Here is a 19,325-nt window from a genome sequence, read left to right as displayed (position 1 = left end):
GTAAGTTGCGGCGGGATAACCCGGCCCGAAAGCTTGCGAGGACGTCAAATGTTTCTGACCAACAAGGAGATGCTCGACCTAATCGAGCTTCGTCATGATCTTCATCGTCACCCGGAAGTTTCCGGCGAGGAGAAAGAAACCGCACGGCGCATTTGTGCTTTCCTTGAGCACGCGCAGCCCGACCATGTCTTGACCGATTTCGGCGGCCACGGCGTCGCGGCCATCTATGATAGCGGCAAAGCCGGCCCGGCAATCCTCATCCGTTCCGAACTCGACGCTTTGCCCATTCACGAGAAAAGTGAGGCGGATCACCGATCGGTTACCGACGGAAAAGGCCATCTTTGCGGTCATGACGGACATTCTGCCATTCTGACGGCATTGGCGTTGGGGCTTTCCCGCGAGCGGCCGGCGACCGGCCGGGTGATCCTTCTCTACCAGCCCGCAGAAGAGAACGGCGCGGGCGCAGCGGCCGTCCTCGCCGATCCTCGCTTCGAACAGATCAAGCCCGATTTTTCCTTTTCACTGCACAATCTGCCCGGCCTCCCACTTGGCTTTGTCAGCGTGACGGCAGGGCCGGTCAATTGCGCATCGCGTGGCATCAAGATTCGGCTCTCCGGTAAAACCGCTCATGCCTCTTCACCCGAGCACGGCATCTCGCCAATGCGGGCAATCTCGCAGTTGATGCCAGCCTTGGCTCAACTCGGTTCAGGCTTTCCGCCCGAGCCTGATTTTTCGATGGTCACCATCACCCACGCCGTCATGGGAGAAGCTGCTTTCGGTATTTCGCCGGCGGACGCTGAAATCTGGGCGACCCTGCGAACGCTGACGGACGACCGGATGGAAAAGCTCTGCGAGGCAGTGGAATCACTCGCGAGACAGATTGCAAGCGATCAAAAGCTAACGCTTGAGATGGCTTATGACGATGTTTTCCTGCATTGCGAAAATGCTTCTGATGCGGTCGACCATATCCGTCGAGCGCTGGACGACGAGAATATAGCCCACGGTTCCGAAGGCCTGCCGATGCGGGCCTCGGAGGACTTCGGCCGATTTCGTGCCGTTTCCTCCTCCGCCATGTTCTTCCTGGGTGCAGGTAGAGACTACCCCAACCTGCACAATCCGGATTACGATTTTCCAGACGCGTTGATCGGCATCGGTGCACGCATCTTCATGCGCCTGATCCGCAACCTGACAAAAGCGACATAGCGATCAGCCGCCCTGGGGGCCGTTGCTCGGCCGGGCAGCACGGACGGCGGCGAGCCCCCTGATACCATCCTTGTTACCGATCGCCGTCAGGCTCTCGAAAATCTGGGCGGCCTCACCATATCGCTTCATCGCAAGATAGGAATAACCACGCAGCACCATCAGATCCGTGCGCTCATCCGCAAGCCGTGCACGCTGGTCGAGCAGGAGCAGCGTCTCGGCATAGCGTTTCGACTGGAAGGCGGAAACCGCGCGATCCGCAAGGATGGACACCTGCAACTCGGTCGCGCGAGGGCGGTCCAAGCTCGACTTCGTCGCCGAGACGGCCGCGTGATCCGTGAGGCCCATGCGCAGATAAGCAAGGCTCTGGCCGTACGCCGCGTCGCTTTTCACCGTCGAATGACCGCTCTCAATTGCTGATTCAAAGGCTTTCAGTGCCTCCGCCGGCCGGTTCGTTTCCATCAGGCACCAGCCGAGATCGAGGGCCTGCTGCGGCGGCAGACGCTGCGGATCAGGATAAGCCGTACAGGACCGTGGTCGTGAGGCCGCGCTCGTGTCCCTTTGTGCTTGCGCGGGCCTGCGTGCCTGCTTGCGGGCAGCTTCCGGCTGCTGTGCGACAGCAGGGGCATAGGTCACCGCAGTCTCGCTCTGGGGTGCATATGTGGGGACCGGCGTTGTCGCCTGGGCCGCCGCGGTTATGGGCGCAACCGGCTGGCCGGTCTGGTCCACCATACGCGCGGTTCCGACATCGGCGATGCGTTGCGAGCGACCGCCCCACTGCTGCTGGATCCCGCGTAGACCGGCGAGATTACGCAGATCGTGATAGCTGACTGCTATTCCATAGGCAGATGGTTCATCGTCCGGCTTCCAGCCAAGGGCTGTGCTAAACCATTGCAGGGCGAGCGGGGTCTGCCGAAAAGCCAGCGAATACCACCCGAACTGCTGGGCGGTCGCCGCATCCTTACGGGCTACCGTTTCGGCAGCGATGCGTTGCAATACATCAGGCGGCAACGCGACCGGTGGCTGCAGCGCAAGAAGATTGGCCGTTGCGGCAAGATAGGTGGCACGCGCATCGTCGGAAGCGCCCCGCCACTTAAACATGACATCTTCTGCCTCGCGCGGCTCGTTGCGATCAATCAGGGCGAGCGCCAATCCCTGGGATGCCGATGCGCTATCTTCCTCTTCCCGCGCCTTGCGGAACCACTTTTCCGCCTCGGTCATGTTTTTCTGGCGAATGTAATACCAGCCCAGCAGGAGGGCATCGCTTGAAAGCTTGTCGGTCTCTGCCAGCCTTTCAAGCCGCATCACATAGGCTGAGGGAACGGTCGCGACCTGCTCCTCGCCATCTTTTGGCTTTTCTCCGGCTTTGGCCACAAACTGGCGGGCGAGATCGTTCTTGACGGGTTCGAACTCGAGCTGACCATCCGCGCCGGGTTTCTCCTTGGCCAGCAATTCGTCCATCATCTCGGCCGGCAGGAGCGCCGATGCCTTCTGCACCGTGGCGAGCCTGTCGTTTGCGGCAGTGCAATTATTGAGAATGTACAGATAGGCGTCGCGCGCGCGTCCCATCCGGTCCGTATTGGCGAAAGCCTCCGCTACCCGCCACAGGACGTCGACCTCGCCGCAGGTCAAGAGGCCAGGATTACCGGCCGCCGTGTCCACCACCGTGGCATATTGCTTGAGGTCGGAGGCATTGACGAGACGTTGACGCGCCTCGGCGAGGGAAAGCATGCCCATCAGATTGTCCGGCGGCTGCCAGTCTGGCTCGGCCTGCTGGCGATCGGCAATGGCCTTCCTCACCTCTGCATAGCGGCCATCCGTGTAGAGCTGCCACATGGCATCGAGTTTCGGATCGCCGTTTTCGGGGACGGCGAGAGGATCAGCAGGCGGCGTCCAGTTGGGATAAAGCGCGCGAAGGCGTGCGATTTCCGCCTGGAGGCGCTGGGTGTCTCCCTTTGCCGCAAAATAGCGCAACGCGCTCAGATCGACGTCGGGCATACCGTCCGATTTCGGCTGCGACGCGCGCGGCGGCGGCGAAACGGTTGATGGTGCCTGGGGCTCATCCCCCGGACCACGGGACTGTTGTGCGGGCACCGGATCGGATGCCGGCACCGTGACGGGCGGCGTTGCAGGCTGCGTCACCTGCGCCATTTCGCGGTTCTTGACGAACGCATTTATCTGCGCCGGATTGGCGGCTGGCGAAATGCGCTGTACGGCCCTGTTGTCCCCCACTGCGGAGGTGTGGACGTCCGATACCCGTCCGAGAATGGTGTCACGCCAATGGAAGGCCGCGAGCGCCACCAGGACGAGGATGAGGGCCGAGGTGGACAAAGGCTTGTTCATCGGCATTCCCCGTTATTCCTTGCCAGAAACGACAATGCCAGAAGATGCAATGTGGAAGGATAATAAAGCGTTGGCTGGAAGTTCTTGAGATCGTCGGAGATTGCGGGCCCGCCGCTGACGCAGGCCGCAAGCGCCGGAATAATACGGTAGCCTGGATCCGATAAAACGTCTTTCACGGCACCGGTCTTCAAATCGAAGGTTCCGGCAGCACCGCTCTCCAGCGTCATGCCATTTTTCAGCCGGGACAGCAGTTCAGGTGGGCCCATCTTCGCCCTCGCGAGATAAAGCGGGATCCGAACGGCATTATAACCGAACTCCGGCGGAAAACCGGATGCTGGCTGCGGCTTTGTTTTCACGGATACCCAATCTGCCGGCAGCTTTTTTTCACTGAATGCAAACGCTCCGATCTGCGCCACACCGTCATCAGCCACCGTTTTCCAGAGCGGCGACGGCACGAGGAGATCGAGAACGGGGAACGCCTCGAAAATCAGATAGGAGGGATTGACGACAGGGCCATCGGTCCGGTCAGCCTCGTCGAAACCGCTGGCGGCCGGCAAAAGCAACGTGCGCCCACCACGCTGTACAACGGTCTTTTTAAGGACGGCGGAGGCAATGGCAGCGGCTGCTTCGGCATAGTCCTGACGGTTCCACTGACCGGCAGCAAGCGCCAGCGCGTAAGCAATCAGGATATCGCCATCCGTGGCGTTGTTGATATCGGTGACATGCGGCTTGGTGCGTGGGTCCCATTTCCAAGCCGAAAGTCCGTCATCACGGACCAAAAGCTCCGTGCGCGTGAAACTCCAGATCAGTTCGAAGTCGGAAAGATCATCTGCAAGCACTGCAAGCCACATGCCATAGCCCTGCCCCTCGCTGTGACTGATGTTGCCATTGCCGGTATCGATGATACGGCCGCCAGAATCCAGGAAGGCGTCCTTATAGGCCGCCCAAGCCTCGGGCGAGACCGAGGCGGCGCGTGTGGCAGATATGTTGGTGAAAATTGCCATGACGGACAGAAGGGTGAGGATTACCAGTTTTGAAATCGCGCTCTTCATCTGTGCCGCCCCATCATCCGCAGCATCGTAAACGTGGCAAGGCCAAGAAGTGACACGAAACCGATAAACGCCAGTGAATAAGACAGAACATTGGACGACAACCAGTTGGCCGCGACGAGCCGCCAGTTGGAGAAGGAAAACGCCCGCGTGATGTAAAAATGCGGCCGCTCCACCTCAACCGTTTCAACCTTCTCGGCAGCGGCATCGTAAGCTGCCACACGCCCCGTTACGCTACGCCAGCGGTCTTCCCGCGTCATTGCCGCCATGCCGTCAAACAGCTCGGCCGAAGACGGGGCGGTCGCCAGCGTCCACACTCCATTGCCGGACGGGCTGAGGCCCTGCGCCAGCATGAAAGACACATTGCCGGGTGGCGCATAAGCCTGTTCGGCCGCTGGCAGGAAGCGCAGCGTTTCCGAGCTGAGGTCAAAATTCCGCTTCATCCACTCCTCAAGGGACGACACCTGCCCCTCCCAGACGCCGCCGTCCACCCTTTCGCGCCAGTCGTTGAAAAGAGTTTCGCTACTCTGCGTCGGCGCCTGGACACCTGCACCCATCTTCCACGAGATCTGACTGGAAGGCACAAGGTTGAACTGACCGATCAGAGCCTGCGGGAATTGCGAGATCGTTCCGACGAACAACGCGTCACGATCGCCGATCACCAGCGGGGACGCTACCGTCTCGATGTCGATGGGATGGCCCGCCACGCTCGCCAGCCGGCTGACCAGCGTGGCGGCGGCAGACATGGTGTCCGTGTCGAAGCGATCGAGCGAAAGCGCAACCGGCGTTCCTCCGGTCCGGTAAGGTTGTCCGGCGCCTGCCATCGCCGCCAAATCCGGCTTGAGGCCGATCTGGGCGTAATCGGGGATATGAAGTTCCGAGGTATCGAACAGGGCAAAGCGCGGGGTGGTGCTGGCGGGCGCACCGGGAGCGCAGGCCTGATCCTGTGCCGTCATCAACACGGCCTCGATGGTCACCTTGTTCGGCCCGGGCTTGAAGTGGCGCATCGTCACCTTGATCGGCAGATGCCGGAAAATCCCGCCGCCATTATTGGAGATCGGCACAGTGGAGGCGATCTCGTCATTGACGTAGATATCCACATGGCTCCCTGGCAAGACCTGTGACGAATAGGCGGCATCGAGGAGAAGCGATGCCTCGCCATAGGCGGAGGCGTAAAAATCGGCCGGCATGCCGACGTAGAATTCGTTGCGGAATCGCCGTCCGCCGAATTCGGCGCTTTCAATGCCGAGCTCGGAAAGCGCGATCCGCCGATCCGACATGACGAGCGGCACGTCGGGCGCATGCCAGCTGCGGGTCGAGAAGGTGGTTCGCTGCGCACCCGGCGTACGCGAGATCGACGAAAACAGCGTCTCTATCGCCGCCTGAACCGCCTGCGGCGTGGGGCCGCTCACAAAAAGAGGCGAAAAACCGCCCGGCGCCGTCGCACCAAATCCGGCAAAGGCGCCCGCCGATGCCTCTGGCGGGAGAGTGCCGGCTATACCGGCAATTTCGCGGGCTGTACCCGCAAAGACCGTCAACGTGCCGGCCTTTCGCTCGGCGGAGGGAGCCGTCACGAAACGGATGGTCTGATTGGGCATCTGCGTTCTGAGCGCGAGCGCCTGCGAAAGCCGCAGAAGAGAATCTGCGAATGCCGGATTGCCGAGCGCCGGCGCGACAATCTCGATTGAGGTCATCGCCTTGCCATCCGGTCCGGTAGACTGAATGTCGTCGATATTGGCAAAGCTTCCGGCGACGTCCGCATTGAAGCCAATATAGGTACTTGCGGGGTCGATTTCCGTCCACAGATCATAGGTGGACTGGATTGTGCAGTCGGTTCTGTGGCGTTGTTCTACGCCCAGTCTCACGACATTCGAGCCAACCTGCAAAACGCCAGGCGGTATTTTCAGGGAAACATTGCCTTCGGTCTCAGGCGCTTCAATGCGCGCCGGCTCAAGCGGCACGTTGTTGAGGCTGACCTTCAAATTCGAGCTTTCCGGCGCAACCACGATCGCGTTCTGGTAGCCAATATTGAGCGTAACTGCCGCATTCACCTGCTCAGGCGTCAGGTAGACGCTCCATTGCCGGCGGTCTATCTCGCCGGAAAGGCTGAGTTTCTCATAGGGGAGGATATAACGGCGACGGCTGTCGGCGCTGGCTGTCGACGCGGGCTCCGTAACCGGCCTCGTGGCATCCTGCCGCTGCGGAGCAGAAACCGGTGGTGGGGCTGGAACGGCCGGTCTCTGTTGTGGGGCTGGCTGCGCCGAAACGGGTGGCGGGCTGGATGGCTGGGACGGCGCTGTCGCCGGCATTTGGGCAGGGGGCAGCGCCCGCGGCGGCGGTGGCGTCGCGGGTGGGCGCTGGATGGGCGCAGTCTGGGCAGGCCGTTCCGGAGACATGTCGAAGGGCGATTGCGCCATCGCGCCCGTTGCCATGACAGTCAATAGGAGCAGTGCAAGAGAATCCCGAACGGGTTTGTGGCCGGTCATTTCACGGCTCCCGCAGGCTTGACCTCTTTCGCCCCCGGCCGAAGCGCCTTGCCGAGGTAATAAAGGCCACGTTGCGTCTGGAAGAGCGCTATCGCGAGAAAAATTGCCGTGCCGCGGATGAGGCCGGGGTTTTTGCGGCGAACGCGCTGGAATTCGCTCCACTGCTCCGAATTGGCAAAAATAAGGTCCGCAATCAGGCGATGATCGACGGCGCGCTGCGGCGAGAAGGTGCAACCGATCGAAAGGAAGCCATCGCCTTTCGCCGTGCGAACCACTTTGACAGGCATGGATTCCGGCACGCCCTCGCTATGTGGCTTCACCTTGACGATGGCGGTCGAGCCTTTTTCGATGCCGGCGGCACCTTCGTACAGGTTGATGAGCAGACCATGCACCGAAACATTGTCGATCGACGCCGGTACCCACGTATCGCTGCCCTCTAGCTTGACTTCGCAACGCCGCTTGACGGTGATGCGTCGCGAAGCCGATTTGTCGCCGCGTTCGGAGACGACACCGAGCGCGCAGCCCGCAAAGATGAGGTTGAGCAGGTTCCACCCACCGACCACGAGCGTCACATCCGCCTTGTAGGGTTCGCTGTAAATTCGCCACGCGGCAAAGGCCATCGCCACCAGCAACAGACCGAAAATGACGAAGAACGGTCGGCTGATTTCCGAAAGGCGCGCCTCTGCGATCGATTCATCCTTGGCCGTTACCTTGAAGGTAGGTTTGCCGGGATTGAAGATCACGGAAACGACGGCCGGCAGCAGGTGAACCGTCTGCACATACTCATAAAGTTCCGAAATCCACGGCCAGCGGAAGCTGCCATAGAGATAGTTCTGCATCATCAGGTTCACGAGCATGTAGGCCGCCGTGTATGCCAGAAACTCGCCGCCCGACGCGACGAAAATCTGCAGATCGAAGAACAGGTAGAAGAGCGGCGCGAACAGAAAGATCGTGCGCGGGAACGGAAACAACCAGAACAGCGTCGACGACATGTAGCAGAGACGTTGCGTCACCGAGAGGCCCCGCTTGAACAGCGGCTGACGGAAGATCAGGATCTGCATCATGCCCTGCGCCCAGCGGCTGCGCTGGCCGATGAAGCTCGCAAAGGTCGCTGGCTGCAAACCGGCGATCAGCGGCTTGTCGACATAAATGCTGTTCCAGCCGCGGGAATGCAGCGCCAGCGCCGTTTCGCAATCCTCCGTGATGCTGACGCCGCTGAAGCCGTCCGTCTCCAGAAGCGCCTCGCGCCGCAGCACGGCGGCTGAACCACAAAAGAAGGCGCCGTTCCATTTATCGAGACCGCGCTGGATGATGCCGTAAAACATTTCGTTTTCGCTCGGCATCGTCTCAAAGGTGCGCAGATTGCGCTCGATAGGATCGGGATTGACGAAGAAATGCGGCGTCTGGACGAGAAAGAGACGTGGATCTTCCTGGAAGTAACCCACTGTCTCGAGCAGAAAGTCGCGCGCGGGTGCGTGGTCGGCGTCAAATACCGTCACGAGTTCCCCGGTCGAATGAGCAAGACCGTTATTGAGGTTTCCGGCCTTGGCATGCACGTTGCGCTCGCGCGTGAGGTATCGCACATCGAGGTCTTCGCAGAGCTTCTTCAGTTCTTCATGGCGGCGCTGCGCCGCCTGTGCCTCGACGATGTTGCTGGCATTGCGCTTCTGTACCGAGCCGCCATCATCCAGCAGCCATACGGTGAAACGATCTGCCGGATAATCCATGTTCTTCGCAGCCGCCAGCGTATTGGCCAGAAGCTCGGAATCCTCATTATAGGTCGGGACGAAAACATCGACCGTCGGCCGGTAGTCAGGCGCGCCGGGTCTCGTCTTGCGCGACGGCAATGGCATGGACACGATGACAAGGCTGAGGCCCAGCATGACGACGCTGTACATTTCCGCGAGATAAAGCAGAAATCCCGGGATGAAGTTTTCGAGCTGGTTGACCGGCGGCAGCGTACTCGTGGTGCGCCAGTAAACGTAACGTAGAACAATCGCCGTACCGAATCCGAGCGCGATGAGGCGCCAAGCGCCCTGCCCGTTGAAGCTCTTGATCGTCGCCAGAAGGATGAGCGAAATCGCGGTTGCCACCAGATGCGTCTGCAGGCTGATCGGCATCGTGATGATGGCCAGCACGCAAAGCGATACAAGTAACCAGACGATGATTGTTACGGCCTTGCTCATCCAGAAACTTTCCGTTGTGTTCCCCATCCGGACTTTTCGACCGGCGTTCCTGCTTTTCGCGTCTCGGCTTTCTCGTTGGTTCCGGCGCTCACCTGCATCCTGACGTCGCTCCAGATCCGGACAGGCACGCTGGCGACGGAATGACCACCTGCTGAACCTGCGAAGCATTGGCTGGACGGGCACTATTGACCTGCGCTGCGCCCGTCTCTGAACGTCTCGCGGGCTGGACCGGCGCGCCCACCGAGGTCGGCGACGGAATGGCGACTGCTGCAACGGGCGGCAGGGGTTGTGGTTCCGGTTGCGAGGGCGCTGCAACCGCAACGCGGCGGATTGGCCGGACCGGCACACTGGCGGTCACTTCGCCGCCCGGCCGCATCGGCACATCCTCTGACTTGATCGGATAGACCTGACTTCCGGGACGGCCAAGATTCGGGTCAACGGCACGCGGCGTGCCGTAGGGGTTCCAGCTGGGCGACGCATAGGTGCCGGTGATGGTGTAATTATACATGACGGCGAGCAGACGCTCCACGCTCGCGCCGGACTGGCACAGCCGCAGCCGTACCTTGATGCGACCGAGATTGCGGAAGTCCTGCCGCATGCTTTCCGGGGACCGAATATCCTGCCAGCCATAAAGGCAGGTATCATCACCCCTTCCCTGGCCGGCGGCATAGGAGAAGGCACCGTAAGCGTTCTGGAAATAATTTGCCGTCATGGCGATGTTCTGGCCCGGAAACTCCGCGCGGATTTCGCGCGCGACGGAAGCGGCGCGAAACCCGCTAAAGGAAAGAGTATCGCCGCCCGTGTCACCCGCCTGCTGCGGACCAAAAAACTCCGCCTTCAGATAATTCTGACCGGGCGTCGCAGCCTCCGAGCGCAAGATGACCTGCTGCGCAATGGCGTTGGAATAGGTACGATTGACCACAGTGACGATTTCCGGGCCACCGGGTGGCGGAAAAATCAGCGCCTCGGAAGGCGACGCCATCTGCGCGCCTCCGAACGACCGAACGCCCGCAGGAGTATTGCAGCCGGAAAGCACTGCAATAGAAAACAGCAATGAAGTATAGGCAGAAAATTTCACTGCCTTGCGCCCCTTTATGTCCCCACCGCCGCCAAGGTTAGAAAGAGACCGAATCACTAACGACCAGACCATTCCTACGAAATACGTGAGGACCAAGAATAAGCAATCGCAAATTTACGTTGTAATTTCTGATACTTTATGGATAGCGAATCGCCACACTCTACCCCTATCTGTCACAAAAAGATCGTGGAACCATTCGCTTCCCTGAAGGGTTCGCATTTCGACAGGGCTGTAATTGCGCGGTTGTATCGCTGGAGGGCCATTGTCTATCTGCGCTCATTGCCACGCCCTGTTGTATTGACGACCATGATCCAAGCGTAAAAACAGAGAGTTACCTTATGACAGTGCAATTTCCGAGCGTTTCGCAGAAGCTTGCCGAAGAGATCGGAACACTCCGCAAGTGGCTGCATGACGACGCACTGCCGTTGTGGTGGGAGGCGGGGTCGGCCCGTCCGGACGGCGGCTTCCACGAGCGTCTCGACCAGAATGCGAAGCCGGGTTTTGCCGATAATCGCCGCGCCCGCGTGCAGCCGCGGCAGGCCTATTGCTTCGCGGCAGCAGGCCAGCATGGCTGGCAGGGACCGTGGAAAGACGCGGTGGTCCACGGCCTCTCGTGGTTCGAGAAGGTCTATCGCCTTGAAAACGGCCTTTACGGCAACCTCGCAGACCAGACCGGCAAGCTGATCGACCCATCGTTCGATCTCTACAATCAGGCCTTTGCACTTTTTGCTGCAGCACAGGCAGCATCTACGCTTCCAGAGCGACGGGAAGAGATGCGTGCCCGCGCGCTCGAAATCCTTGCCGTGCTTGAGCGCGACTACAGACACCCGGTTGCAGGCTTCGAGGAAGAAAATCCGCCGCGCACGCCGCTTTGCTCCAATCCGCATATGCACCTCTTCGAGGCCATGCTGGCCTGGGAGCAGGAGGACCCGACCGGTCCATGGTCGGCTTTTGCAGACGAGATTGCGGGACTGGCGCTCACCCGGTTCATCGACAGTGGCAATGGCGGATTGCGGGAGTTCTTCGAGCACGACTGGACGCCGCATCACAGCGAGAAAGGCCGGATCATGGAGCCGGGCCACCAGTTCGAATGGGCCTGGCTGCTGGTGCGCTGGGGTAGCCTGCGGGGAAATGCCGAGGCCATCCAGAAAGCTGAGAGGCTGTTCGAGATCGGCGAGAAATATGGCATCTGCCCGCGCCGCAAGGTTGCCGTGATGAGCCTTTACGACGATTTTTCGGTGCATGACGGGCTGGCGCGGCTGTGGCCGCAGACGGAATGGCTGAAGGCCGCAGTGCGACTGGCAAGCGTCACCGGCGGTGAGGAGCGACAGCGTTACCTTGCCTCCGCCCTCAGTGCCATCGGCGCATTGCAACCGTTCCTCGACACGCCGGTCAAGGGTCTCTGGTTCGACAAATGGCCGGCGGACAAGCCGATGATCGATGAACCCGCACCAGCAAGCACCTTCTACCACATCGTCTGCGCCATCTATGAGGCTGAGGCGGTGTTGGCAGCCGACCTATAACAGCAAGCCACAAACGAGCGGCATCGCCGCTCGTCTGCTTGATGCCGGTCACACCTTGGCCGGGCGCACCACGCGCCAGTCAGGTCGACCGAGATTATGCGGCCAGGGATGGACATCCTTGTCGTTGAAATAGACGACTTCTTCCAGCCTTGGAAAATCCGCCTGCTTCAGCGACACGTCGTTCATCCATGGCCGGACATAGGAATCGCTGCCTTCATAACCAAGTTCAGCGACCCAGACTGGCTTATTGAAGGTTTCGACGAGTCCGTACCCCTTGCGCAGGAGATCGGTGAAGGTCTGTGGCGCGCCATATTCGATCTTGTCGTAGTCCTCGAGACCGAAAACCGAAAGACCAACCAGATCCGCGTAGCCGTCACCGGGGTAGTAGGCCCGAAGGCCGTCCAGACCCTTGGGTGACCACATCACCTTGACACCAGGGACAGCCTTGCGGGTCATATCCACGACGCGTTTATAGGCGGTGATGTAATCCCGCGGGTTCCAGCCCGACCACGAGAAGCGGCCAGTCGTGTCTTCCATTTCCTGTCCCCAGCGCAGGATCAGCGGACTTTTCATCGCGGACATGCGTGCGGCGATCGCCTGCATGTTCTTGTCGTAGTCTCCGCTCAGAACCTTGCGCCGCAGTTCGTCGGAACTCAGCCGCCAGTTCACGTCCCATGACCAGGGTTCGACCGTGATCATAACCTTGCGTTTGCGCTCCAGCGCGTAGGCATCCGCAAGCGCCAGGCTGTCGAGATCGACATCTTCCCAGGGCAGGAACAGATGTTCCGTCGCCACCCCGGCCTGACCGGTAAAATCCCCATGCGGATCGTAGGCGCCGAAACGAATGCCATCCGCATGCAACGTCGGGCGTTTGTCTGCAAGTGTCTTCATGCCCGTGGAGGTCATGGGGGCGACCCCTTGCGCGTCGAGCTTGAACACCGGAGACATTCCGGCGGTAAAGGCTGCGGCGGCGCCACTCGCGAACAGAAGTGTTCGTCTTGTTATCTGCATGACACCTTACTCCTTACCTTGTTGCCATCATCGCCTTGTCGTAAGCGGCGATCTGCGGCGTGACATCGTCCTTACGGACGAGTTTGAGGAACTCATCACCGGGGCGTGGCGGGTTATGCCGGAACACGTACCATTGCCCGCCCTGCTTGCGCTGGTAGAGCACGTTGCCGATGCGGCCATGGTCGAAGCAGGTATCGGCCTTGCCGCTTCCGGTCGCAGCTTTCCAGGTCGCGCGCATGCACAGGGTACCGTTGGCATCGACGGTCCAGCGGCCTTCACCGATGGACTTTTTGCCCTTTTCTTCCGTTGCGGCGATGAATTTGCGGCCGTCGGCAATGAACCGGCCGCCGCCCGTATCCCATTTCCAGGTCTTGTCGAAATACATCTCCACGACCTCGCTGGTTCTCAGTGGCTTCGGCGTCTTCGTGCCGCCTGCAGCATGGACGACGCTAGGCGCTGCCACCGCAAGACACAGTACGAAAGCGGAGAATCCGCATGTGCTTATTGTTGTTTTCATCACAGCCTCCTCCTTCATTGTCCGACCCTATTGTCGGCCAGCATGATCTCTCCAGTCGCCACCGCGGGTGGTGGCGGCATCATTGGTTCCGCCTGCATTTCCGGCGGACCACCCAATCCAGGCACGGAAATGCGCAGTTTTAGGCGCACCGATCTCGCACCTTCCACGCCCGCACCGGCGACCGTGAACCGCGTTTCGGTAAAACTCACATAGGGCTGCCCATGCGACAGGGCCTCCAGGCCGCCGATCGCGTGGTGACTGAGTTGGACGGCGCTCCCCGTCACCAGCAGCAGCGAACAGGCAGCGGCGGACGCACCGCCGCGCAGGGCGGGAAGCTTCGGAACACCGTTTTCCATGGCGTGACGGATGAGTAGAAATACCGACAGCCCGGCATAGATCGCCACGTTAACGGCAGCGAAAACGAAGAATCCTTCGGCCCCGTTTTCCCGTGGCGCCAGCACCATGGCGAGAAGGCTGAGCGCTGCGAGAACGATGTAAGGGGCGACGACTCTGAGAGGCAGCGGCGGCTTTGCCTGCGTGCCCTTCGGCGTGATGCGGAAATCAACGAAATTGCCGCGGACCGTGTCACGTATCGCCGCCAGCACGCCCATCAGCGACCAGGGCCACCGCAGGAACAGAAACACCATCGCTTCCCAGCTGAAGAGCTTGGCATCATGCGGGCGAAAAGCGCCCGTGCCGCGCCAGAAGAAGGCGAACACGATCATGATCAGTGACGCGGGCAGGAAATGCGCCAGAAACGCCGGATAGGATGCATTGACCAGCACATTCCCCCTGAGCAACGCAACCGCCGGGAGCACGAACATCAGCGCCATGAAGCTGGAAAACAGCGGGTACCAGAGCTGCGAAAACAGGAATTGGAACCTCAGCCTCGGGGGCAGCTTCGGCACGTAGTGCCGCGAATATTGCAGAAGAATGGTCATCAGGCTGCGCGACCACTGAAATTCCTGGACAATGAGATCTGCAAAGGTCGTCGGCCCGTCGCCATGGGCGATGGCGTTGACGGCGTGGACGCCACGCCAGCCGCCGGCATTCATCAGAAGCGTCGTGGAGTGGTCCTCGGCAAGCTCCGGCCCGAGGCCGCCAACCTCGCGCAGCGCTTTCGTGCGCACGGCATAGTGCGAACCGATGCAGAGCGGCGCCCAGCCATTATTATAACCCAGCTGCAGCGCGCCATGCAGGCTCGCCTCGGCATAGAGCCTTCCGCGGGCGGCCCAGCTCTCACCGGCGTTGGCGTCGCAGATGCTCGGAGCCGAAACATATCCAACCGCCGGATCGGCAAAAGGACGCATGATCTCACGGAGATAATCGGGTTGAGGCACATGGTCGGCATCGAACTGCGCGACGAAATCATAACGTTCATAACCGTAATGATCGTAGAAATAGGCGAGATTGCCTTCCTTGCAGCGTGTGCGCCGCGGCCAGGTCTTGCGATGATAGTCGGCGACGCCCTGCCGGGTCGAAACGAAAACCCCGTGCGCGCCGCACCATTTCAGCGTCTGGGCATCCGGCGCTTCATCGGCCAGCCAGACATCGAACTCAAGACCCTTTTGCTCGAGCATGGCAAGTAGCGTCTTTTCCACGACCGCAAAAGGTTCCGAGGGCGCCTTGGTGACGACCATCGCCACCCGGCCGCGCGGCAGCGGCGAACGCCGGTCGACGACCTTCGCGTTCAGAAAGATGAAGATGAAATAGGAGGGCAGAAGCGTGATCCACGCGAGCGTGAACGTGACGATCGTGTAATAGGGCCAGTCGACCACCCGGTCGCGGTCGAGCCACCAGATCCAGAAGTAAGCAAGCGTTACCAGCCAGCCACCGATGCCGAGCAGATAGGCGATACGGTTCCAGCCGGCAAAGACAGGCAGCATCCGCAAGTGGACGGCCCCTGCAGCGGCGGCGGCTTTGGGCACCGAAGGAATGGCGTGTCCCTTCATGACCGCACCTCCAGCCCGAAACCGGGGCCAGCTGTGCGGATGATGGTGTCTATATCGGAGCGCGTGGGAGTGAAACCGAGGGTTTCTTCCGCACGTTTGATATCCGCAAACAGCGCGGGCGGGTCGCCGGCACGCCGGGCGCGGAAATGGACTGGCACCTCCTGCCCCGTGACACGGTGGATGGCGCGAATGATATCCCCCACCGAGGTACCGCGGCCGGACCCCAGATTGACCCGCAGCGTCTCCCCGCCATCGATGAGATATTTGACAGCGGCGACGTGCGCATCGGCAAGATCGCTGACGTGGATGTAATCACGAACGCACGTGCCATCGGTGGTTTCATAATCCGCACCGAAAACGTCCAGTTGCGGCAGCTTGGCAGCGGCAGCCATCAGCGCACGCGGGATCAGATGGGTTTCAGGCTCGTGCCGTTCGTAAAGCTCGCCATCCGGATCGGCTCCCGCCGCATTGAAGTAGCGCAACGCCACGAACCGCAGGCCATAGGCAGCGGCATAGTCTTCCAGCGCCATCTCGAAAATCAGCTTGGTTCGCCCGTAAGGGTTGACCGGCATCTGCGCAGTTTCCTCGCGGATCGGCAATTGCGGCGGCACGCCATAGGTTGCGCAGCTGGAAGAAAACACCAGACCCCCTATATTTTCGTCGAGGCAGGCATCCAGCAGCGCCAGGCTCCCGGCAACATTGTTGCGGTAATATTTGCGCGGATCCTCCACGGATTCACCGACATAGGCATTGGCCGCACAGTGGATGACGAAGGATGGCGCGAATTCCCGGAGCGTTGCTCTCAGGAGGCGGTTGTCGAGAATGTCGCCCTCGACAAAGGGACCCCATCGAACCGAATCCGCATGGCCGGTCGAAAGATTGTCGTATGCGATGGGCCTGAAGCCGGATCGTGCAAGCGCCTTGCAGATGTGGCTGCCTATGAAGCCGGCCCCGCCCGTGACGAGGATTGTGCGTGGCATGTCATGCGACCTCCGCCACGGCCTTGCCTGCCAGCATCGCATCGAAATAAGCGATGGTTCTCTCCAGGCCGATTTCAAGCGGTACGCGCGGCTGCCATCTCAGCAACTCGTTTGCCCGTGAGATATCGGGGCGACGTTGCTGGGGGTCGTCGACCGCCGCAGCCAGATGCACGATGCGCGACCGTGAGCCCGTCATGCGGATGACGATATCGGCCAGTTGCCGCACCGGAATTTCCGTTGGGTTACCAAGGTTGATCGGCCCGGTGCAGTCTTTCGACTTCGCCGAGAAGCGCAGGAAGCCGTCGATGAGGTCATCGACATAGCAGAAGGACCGCGTCTGGCTGCCATCGCCGTAAATGGTAATGTCGTCGCCCTTCAGCGCCTGGACGATGAAATTCGAAATGACGCGGCCGTCATCAGGGCGCATACGCGGCCCATAGGTGTTGAAGATACGCCCCACCTTGATGTCGACGCCAAAAGTTCGGTGATAATCGAAAAACAGCGTTTCGGCGCTGCGCTTGCCCTCATCGTAGCAAGCTCGCGGCCCGATTGTATTTACATTGCCGAAATAGGTTTCGGGCTGCGGATTGACATGAGGATCGCCATAAACCTCCGAGGTCGAAGACTGTACGACAGTTGCACCGCACTTGCGCGCCACCTCAAGCACGTTGACCGCGCCAAGCACATTCGTCAGCAGCGTGCCGACAGGGTCGCGCTGATAGTCGGGCGGCGACGCTGGTGAAGCGAAATTGAAGATCAGCGATACATCGATATCATAGGGCTTGCGAACATCGTGCTCGACCAGCGAAAACCGCTTATTTTCCCGCAAATGGGCAACATTTGCCGTGCGTCCGGTGGAAAGATCGTCGAGGCAAATCACCTCGTGGCCGCTGCTCAGCAGGCGCTCGCAAAGATGGGAGCCCAAAAAACCGGCCCCACCATTAACGAGGACACGTTGACCAGGTTTCCATTCCGAATAAATGGTTACGCCATTGTCGTGATCGTTGGGAACGAAATTACGCATGACACACGTCTCCCCATGAGGAATCAGCACAGCTGATCCAACTACCTTTGATCAAACTTCAGATTGCACGGCATTTTGAATATCGCCCTCCGGTTTTTACTTCTTCTGGAGGAATTAATATTCACATTCGAAACTTTTCAACTTCCATGATAGGCACAGTGAAAGACAGGTCAACTCTATTTTATCGAAATATTACAATTGATTACCCTAGATTTCTCGAAATAACCCATCCGTTTAATCCTTTTTAATTATGCCTCTATTATGCCTATCTTATTGAGCATTAGCGCAAGCTTCGCTCAACCCGTCGGGTCTATGTTGGTTTTGTAAGGCTCGGTCCACCGGGAAAAAACCGCCCGGCGAGATGCGACAGACAGTCGGTTTCAGGGGACATAAACCATGAATGAAATGCCTTATTCCCATAGCGGCAAAACACGCCATTTTCGCCTGGCGCTTGTTGCCGCAGCACTCGCAACTTTGACTTTCGCAACGGCATCATGTTCCGTTGTCGAAGACGCTGTTCTGATCAATGCCGCGTCTGCCGACAGCGCAACCGTCAAGACCCGGGTTGCTCAGTCGAAGGCATCCTATGGCTATCAAAAAACCGGCAACGCGGCCGTTACTCTTGTCGCCGATGCCGCAGACACGCCAGCGGTATCACGGCAGCCTTCCTGGGGCTCATCTCCATACATCTGCTCGCCGAGCGGATTCGGGCAGAAATCCCGCTGCTTCCTGAGACCCTGAGCCTCCGGAAAAACCGGGGAGCTGGCGTCGGGGCTGATGGTCGCCCTGACGCTCAGTTCTTCCAGCCGCCGGAGACCGTCGCGTCTTCATCTTTACTGAAGAAGCGCGACGCGGCCTCCGTGCGGTTGCGCACGTTCATTTTCTTATAAATATTGCGAACGTGAACCTTGACGGTGTTCTCGGACAGACGAAGCCGATCGGCGATGATCTTGTTTTGCGTACCCTTGCAAAGCAGGTCAAGAATTTGCACTTCGCGCGTCGTTAGCGCCGCCATCTCGCTCTTGGAAGCGGCCAAGGCATCGGCGCGGTTGGCGATCACACGGTTGTCCTGCACGCTCTTGGTGCTGACGGAAGAGGTATGGGGCGTAAGCCTGCCGAGAAGAGCTGCCGGAAAATGCTCACCGCCCTTCATGAGCAGATCCACCGCCGCCATGAACACATCGAGCCTCAGGTTGAGCGGCAGCACGCCATCAATGACACGCATTCCCACCAGCGTCTTCAGCGACTCCTCGAACTTGTCGATTGTTTCCACAACAAGCGCGATCGGGGCATCCGGGTGCTTTTCACGAACATCAGAAAGAACAGCCTGCAGGCGCTCTGCTGCCATACGGTAAGGCAGAACCAACCGCACATCGTTGCCGTAATCCTCCTCGACCTCGCCTGACGAGGGAATACTCACCACAGCGAACGATGGGAACTTTTTGCCCAGCGCCTCCATGAGACACTCGCAAAAAAGGTCCGGGTCCGCTATCACCAATACTGTACCATTTATAGGAATCCCGGCGGTTTTTTGTTTAGCCGTATAATCTGACGTTCCCATGAACATTGACGCCTCCCTCAAGGGCTTACGCGTTACTATCTTTTGGTTGTACAGTCTCTTGCCCGCAGAGTACCCCTCCTCCCCGGATAGCCAGGGACGATTTTCCGCGTCATGCCATGTCAACTATTATTAATCACCCGTTAATTCAGACACGCTAATACGAAAAGCTGTGTAAATAAATGGCCCAAAAGGGTTATTTTTTACAATTGACATACAAAATAGGTTACGGCGGGATAGAATCATTCATCCTCGTTCTACCCCTGAAACAAGCACCGCGAAAAAACTTTCCCTTTGGTTTCACTATCTCGAAGAACGAAACTTTAGATTGATATTCATTCGCATAGCGCTGATGCGCAAGATGCGCGGGCTGTGCCATTCTGGGATGAAGACGCCTTCCGGCCAAAATAAACCATCT

General features: G+C 59.5%; 14 protein-coding genes. 3 read left to right on the top strand and 11 right to left on the bottom strand.

All coding sequences use genetic code 11. From position 1 onward, the window contains the following. Positions 1-48 precede the first annotated feature (48 nt). Positions 49-1,203, top strand: coding sequence for an amidohydrolase (locus tag FS804_RS16170; RefSeq protein WP_144577725.1), 1,155 nt, complete (start codon positions 49-51; stop codon positions 1,201-1,203). A 3-nt stretch (positions 1,204-1,206) separates the two neighbouring features. Here the strand turns inward: FS804_RS16170 and FS804_RS16165 are convergent, their stop codons facing one another. The 5 genes from FS804_RS16165 to bcsN all read right to left on the bottom strand — a co-directional run bounded on the left by FS804_RS16165 (position 1,207) and on the right by bcsN (position 10,246). Further along, on the bottom strand, positions 1,207-3,549 hold the full coding sequence (locus tag FS804_RS16165) for a cellulose synthase (protein WP_186376832.1): 2,343 nt from the start codon (positions 3,547-3,549) through the stop codon (positions 1,207-1,209). After that, complete coding sequence (locus tag FS804_RS16160) at positions 3,540-4,595, bottom strand: glycosyl hydrolase family 8 (protein ID WP_144577723.1); 1,056 nt, start codon at positions 4,593-4,595, stop codon at positions 3,540-3,542. The genes FS804_RS16165 and FS804_RS16160 overlap by 10 nt, the downstream gene beginning before the upstream one ends. Beyond that, positions 4,592-7,078: a cellulose biosynthesis cyclic di-GMP-binding regulatory protein BcsB gene (locus FS804_RS16155; RefSeq protein WP_144577722.1), complete on the bottom strand. Its 2,487-nt coding sequence runs from the start codon at positions 7,076-7,078 to the stop codon at positions 4,592-4,594. Before FS804_RS16155 ends, FS804_RS16160 begins: the two co-directional genes overlap by 4 nt. Then, positions 7,075-9,264 carry a UDP-forming cellulose synthase catalytic subunit gene (gene bcsA / locus FS804_RS16150; protein ID WP_144577720.1) on the bottom strand — a complete coding sequence of 730 codons (2,190 nt, stop codon included), beginning with the start codon at positions 9,262-9,264 and terminating at the stop codon, positions 7,075-7,077. The genes FS804_RS16155 and bcsA overlap by 4 nt, the downstream gene beginning before the upstream one ends. Positions 9,265-9,352: 88 nt before the next feature. Beyond that, positions 9,353-10,246, bottom strand: coding sequence for a cellulose biosynthesis protein BcsN (bcsN, locus tag FS804_RS16145; protein WP_144577718.1), 894 nt, complete (start codon positions 10,244-10,246; stop codon positions 9,353-9,355). A gap of 434 nt (positions 10,247-10,680) precedes the next feature. Between bcsN and FS804_RS16140 the strand changes: the two genes are divergently transcribed. Further along, the gene (locus FS804_RS16140; protein WP_144577716.1) at positions 10,681-11,865 is read left to right on the top strand and encodes an AGE family epimerase/isomerase; all 1,185 of its coding nucleotides are present in this window, start codon (positions 10,681-10,683) and stop codon (positions 11,863-11,865) included. A gap of 48 nt (positions 11,866-11,913) precedes the next feature. Here the strand turns inward: FS804_RS16140 and FS804_RS16135 are convergent, their stop codons facing one another. Genes FS804_RS16135 through FS804_RS16115 form a run of 5 tightly spaced genes read right to left on the bottom strand, consistent with a single transcriptional unit; the run spans position 11,914 to position 17,349 of the window. Beyond that, positions 11,914-12,876 (bottom strand): glycoside hydrolase family 26 protein, encoded by a 963-nt coding sequence (locus FS804_RS16135; RefSeq protein WP_144577714.1) that lies wholly within the window; start codon positions 12,874-12,876, stop codon positions 11,914-11,916. Between the two features lie 13 nt (positions 12,877-12,889). Continuing rightward, positions 12,890-13,393: a DUF995 domain-containing protein gene (locus FS804_RS16130; RefSeq protein WP_063950171.1), complete on the bottom strand. Its 504-nt coding sequence runs from the start codon at positions 13,391-13,393 to the stop codon at positions 12,890-12,892. A gap of 14 nt (positions 13,394-13,407) precedes the next feature. Continuing rightward, the gene (locus FS804_RS16125; protein ID WP_144577712.1) at positions 13,408-15,345 is read right to left on the bottom strand and encodes a glycosyltransferase family 2 protein; all 1,938 of its coding nucleotides are present in this window, start codon (positions 15,343-15,345) and stop codon (positions 13,408-13,410) included. Then, entirely contained in the window at positions 15,342-16,325 is a 984-nt protein-coding gene (galE, locus tag FS804_RS16120) for a UDP-glucose 4-epimerase GalE (protein ID WP_144577710.1), read from the bottom strand. Before galE ends, FS804_RS16125 begins: the two co-directional genes overlap by 4 nt. Before the next feature lies 1 nt (position 16,326). After that, positions 16,327-17,349, bottom strand: a complete 1,023-nt coding sequence (locus FS804_RS16115) for a UDP-glucuronic acid decarboxylase family protein (RefSeq protein ID WP_144577708.1) — start codon at positions 17,347-17,349, stop codon at positions 16,327-16,329. Positions 17,350-17,745: 396 nt separating this feature from the next. Here FS804_RS16115 and FS804_RS16110 point away from each other — a divergent pair, with 396 nt between their 5' ends. Next, entirely contained in the window at positions 17,746-18,090 is a 345-nt protein-coding gene (locus FS804_RS16110; protein WP_144577706.1) for a hypothetical protein, read from the top strand. Between the two features lie 52 nt (positions 18,091-18,142). Here the strand turns inward: FS804_RS16110 and FS804_RS16105 are convergent, their stop codons facing one another. Next, positions 18,143-18,916: a response regulator transcription factor gene (locus tag FS804_RS16105; RefSeq protein WP_144577704.1), complete on the bottom strand. Its 774-nt coding sequence runs from the start codon at positions 18,914-18,916 to the stop codon at positions 18,143-18,145. Positions 18,917-19,325: the final 409 nt, after the last annotated feature.

Source organism: Agrobacterium sp. DE0009, from assembly GCF_007680755.1.
GTDB lineage: Bacteria > Pseudomonadota > Alphaproteobacteria > Rhizobiales > Rhizobiaceae > Agrobacterium > Agrobacterium tumefaciens_B.
Note: the sequence above shows the minus strand (reverse complement) of the source record. Positions and strands in the feature narration are given on the sequence as shown.

What these genes read in the sequence shown, in the direction of transcription:
- FS804_RS16170 (WP_144577725.1), top strand. Translation starts at nt 49, where the DNA reads ATGTTTCTGACCAACAAGGAGATGCTCGACCTAATCGAGCTTCGTCAT.
- FS804_RS16165 (WP_186376832.1), bottom strand. Translation starts at nt 3,549, where the DNA reads ATGCCGATGAACAAGCCTTTGTCCACCTCGGCCCTCATCCTCGTCCTG.
- FS804_RS16160 (WP_144577723.1), bottom strand. Translation starts at nt 4,595, where the DNA reads ATGAAGAGCGCGATTTCAAAACTGGTAATCCTCACCCTTCTGTCCGTC.
- FS804_RS16155 (WP_144577722.1), bottom strand. Translation starts at nt 7,078, where the DNA reads ATGACCGGCCACAAACCCGTTCGGGATTCTCTTGCACTGCTCCTATTG.
- bcsA (WP_144577720.1), bottom strand. Translation starts at nt 9,264, where the DNA reads ATGAGCAAGGCCGTAACAATCATCGTCTGGTTACTTGTATCGCTTTGC.
- bcsN (WP_144577718.1), bottom strand. Translation starts at nt 10,246, where the DNA reads ATGGCGTCGCCTTCCGAGGCGCTGATTTTTCCGCCACCCGGTGGCCCG.
- FS804_RS16140 (WP_144577716.1), top strand. Translation starts at nt 10,681, where the DNA reads ATGACAGTGCAATTTCCGAGCGTTTCGCAGAAGCTTGCCGAAGAGATC.
- FS804_RS16135 (WP_144577714.1), bottom strand. Translation starts at nt 12,876, where the DNA reads ATGCAGATAACAAGACGAACACTTCTGTTCGCGAGTGGCGCCGCCGCA.
- FS804_RS16130 (WP_063950171.1), bottom strand. Translation starts at nt 13,393, where the DNA reads ATGAAAACAACAATAAGCACATGCGGATTCTCCGCTTTCGTACTGTGT.
- FS804_RS16125 (WP_144577712.1), bottom strand. Translation starts at nt 15,345, where the DNA reads ATGAAGGGACACGCCATTCCTTCGGTGCCCAAAGCCGCCGCCGCTGCA.
- galE (WP_144577710.1), bottom strand. Translation starts at nt 16,325, where the DNA reads ATGCCACGCACAATCCTCGTCACGGGCGGGGCCGGCTTCATAGGCAGC.
- FS804_RS16115 (WP_144577708.1), bottom strand. Translation starts at nt 17,349, where the DNA reads ATGCGTAATTTCGTTCCCAACGATCACGACAATGGCGTAACCATTTAT.
- FS804_RS16110 (WP_144577706.1), top strand. Translation starts at nt 17,746, where the DNA reads ATGAATGAAATGCCTTATTCCCATAGCGGCAAAACACGCCATTTTCGC.
- FS804_RS16105 (WP_144577704.1), bottom strand. Translation starts at nt 18,916, where the DNA reads ATGTTCATGGGAACGTCAGATTATACGGCTAAACAAAAAACCGCCGGG.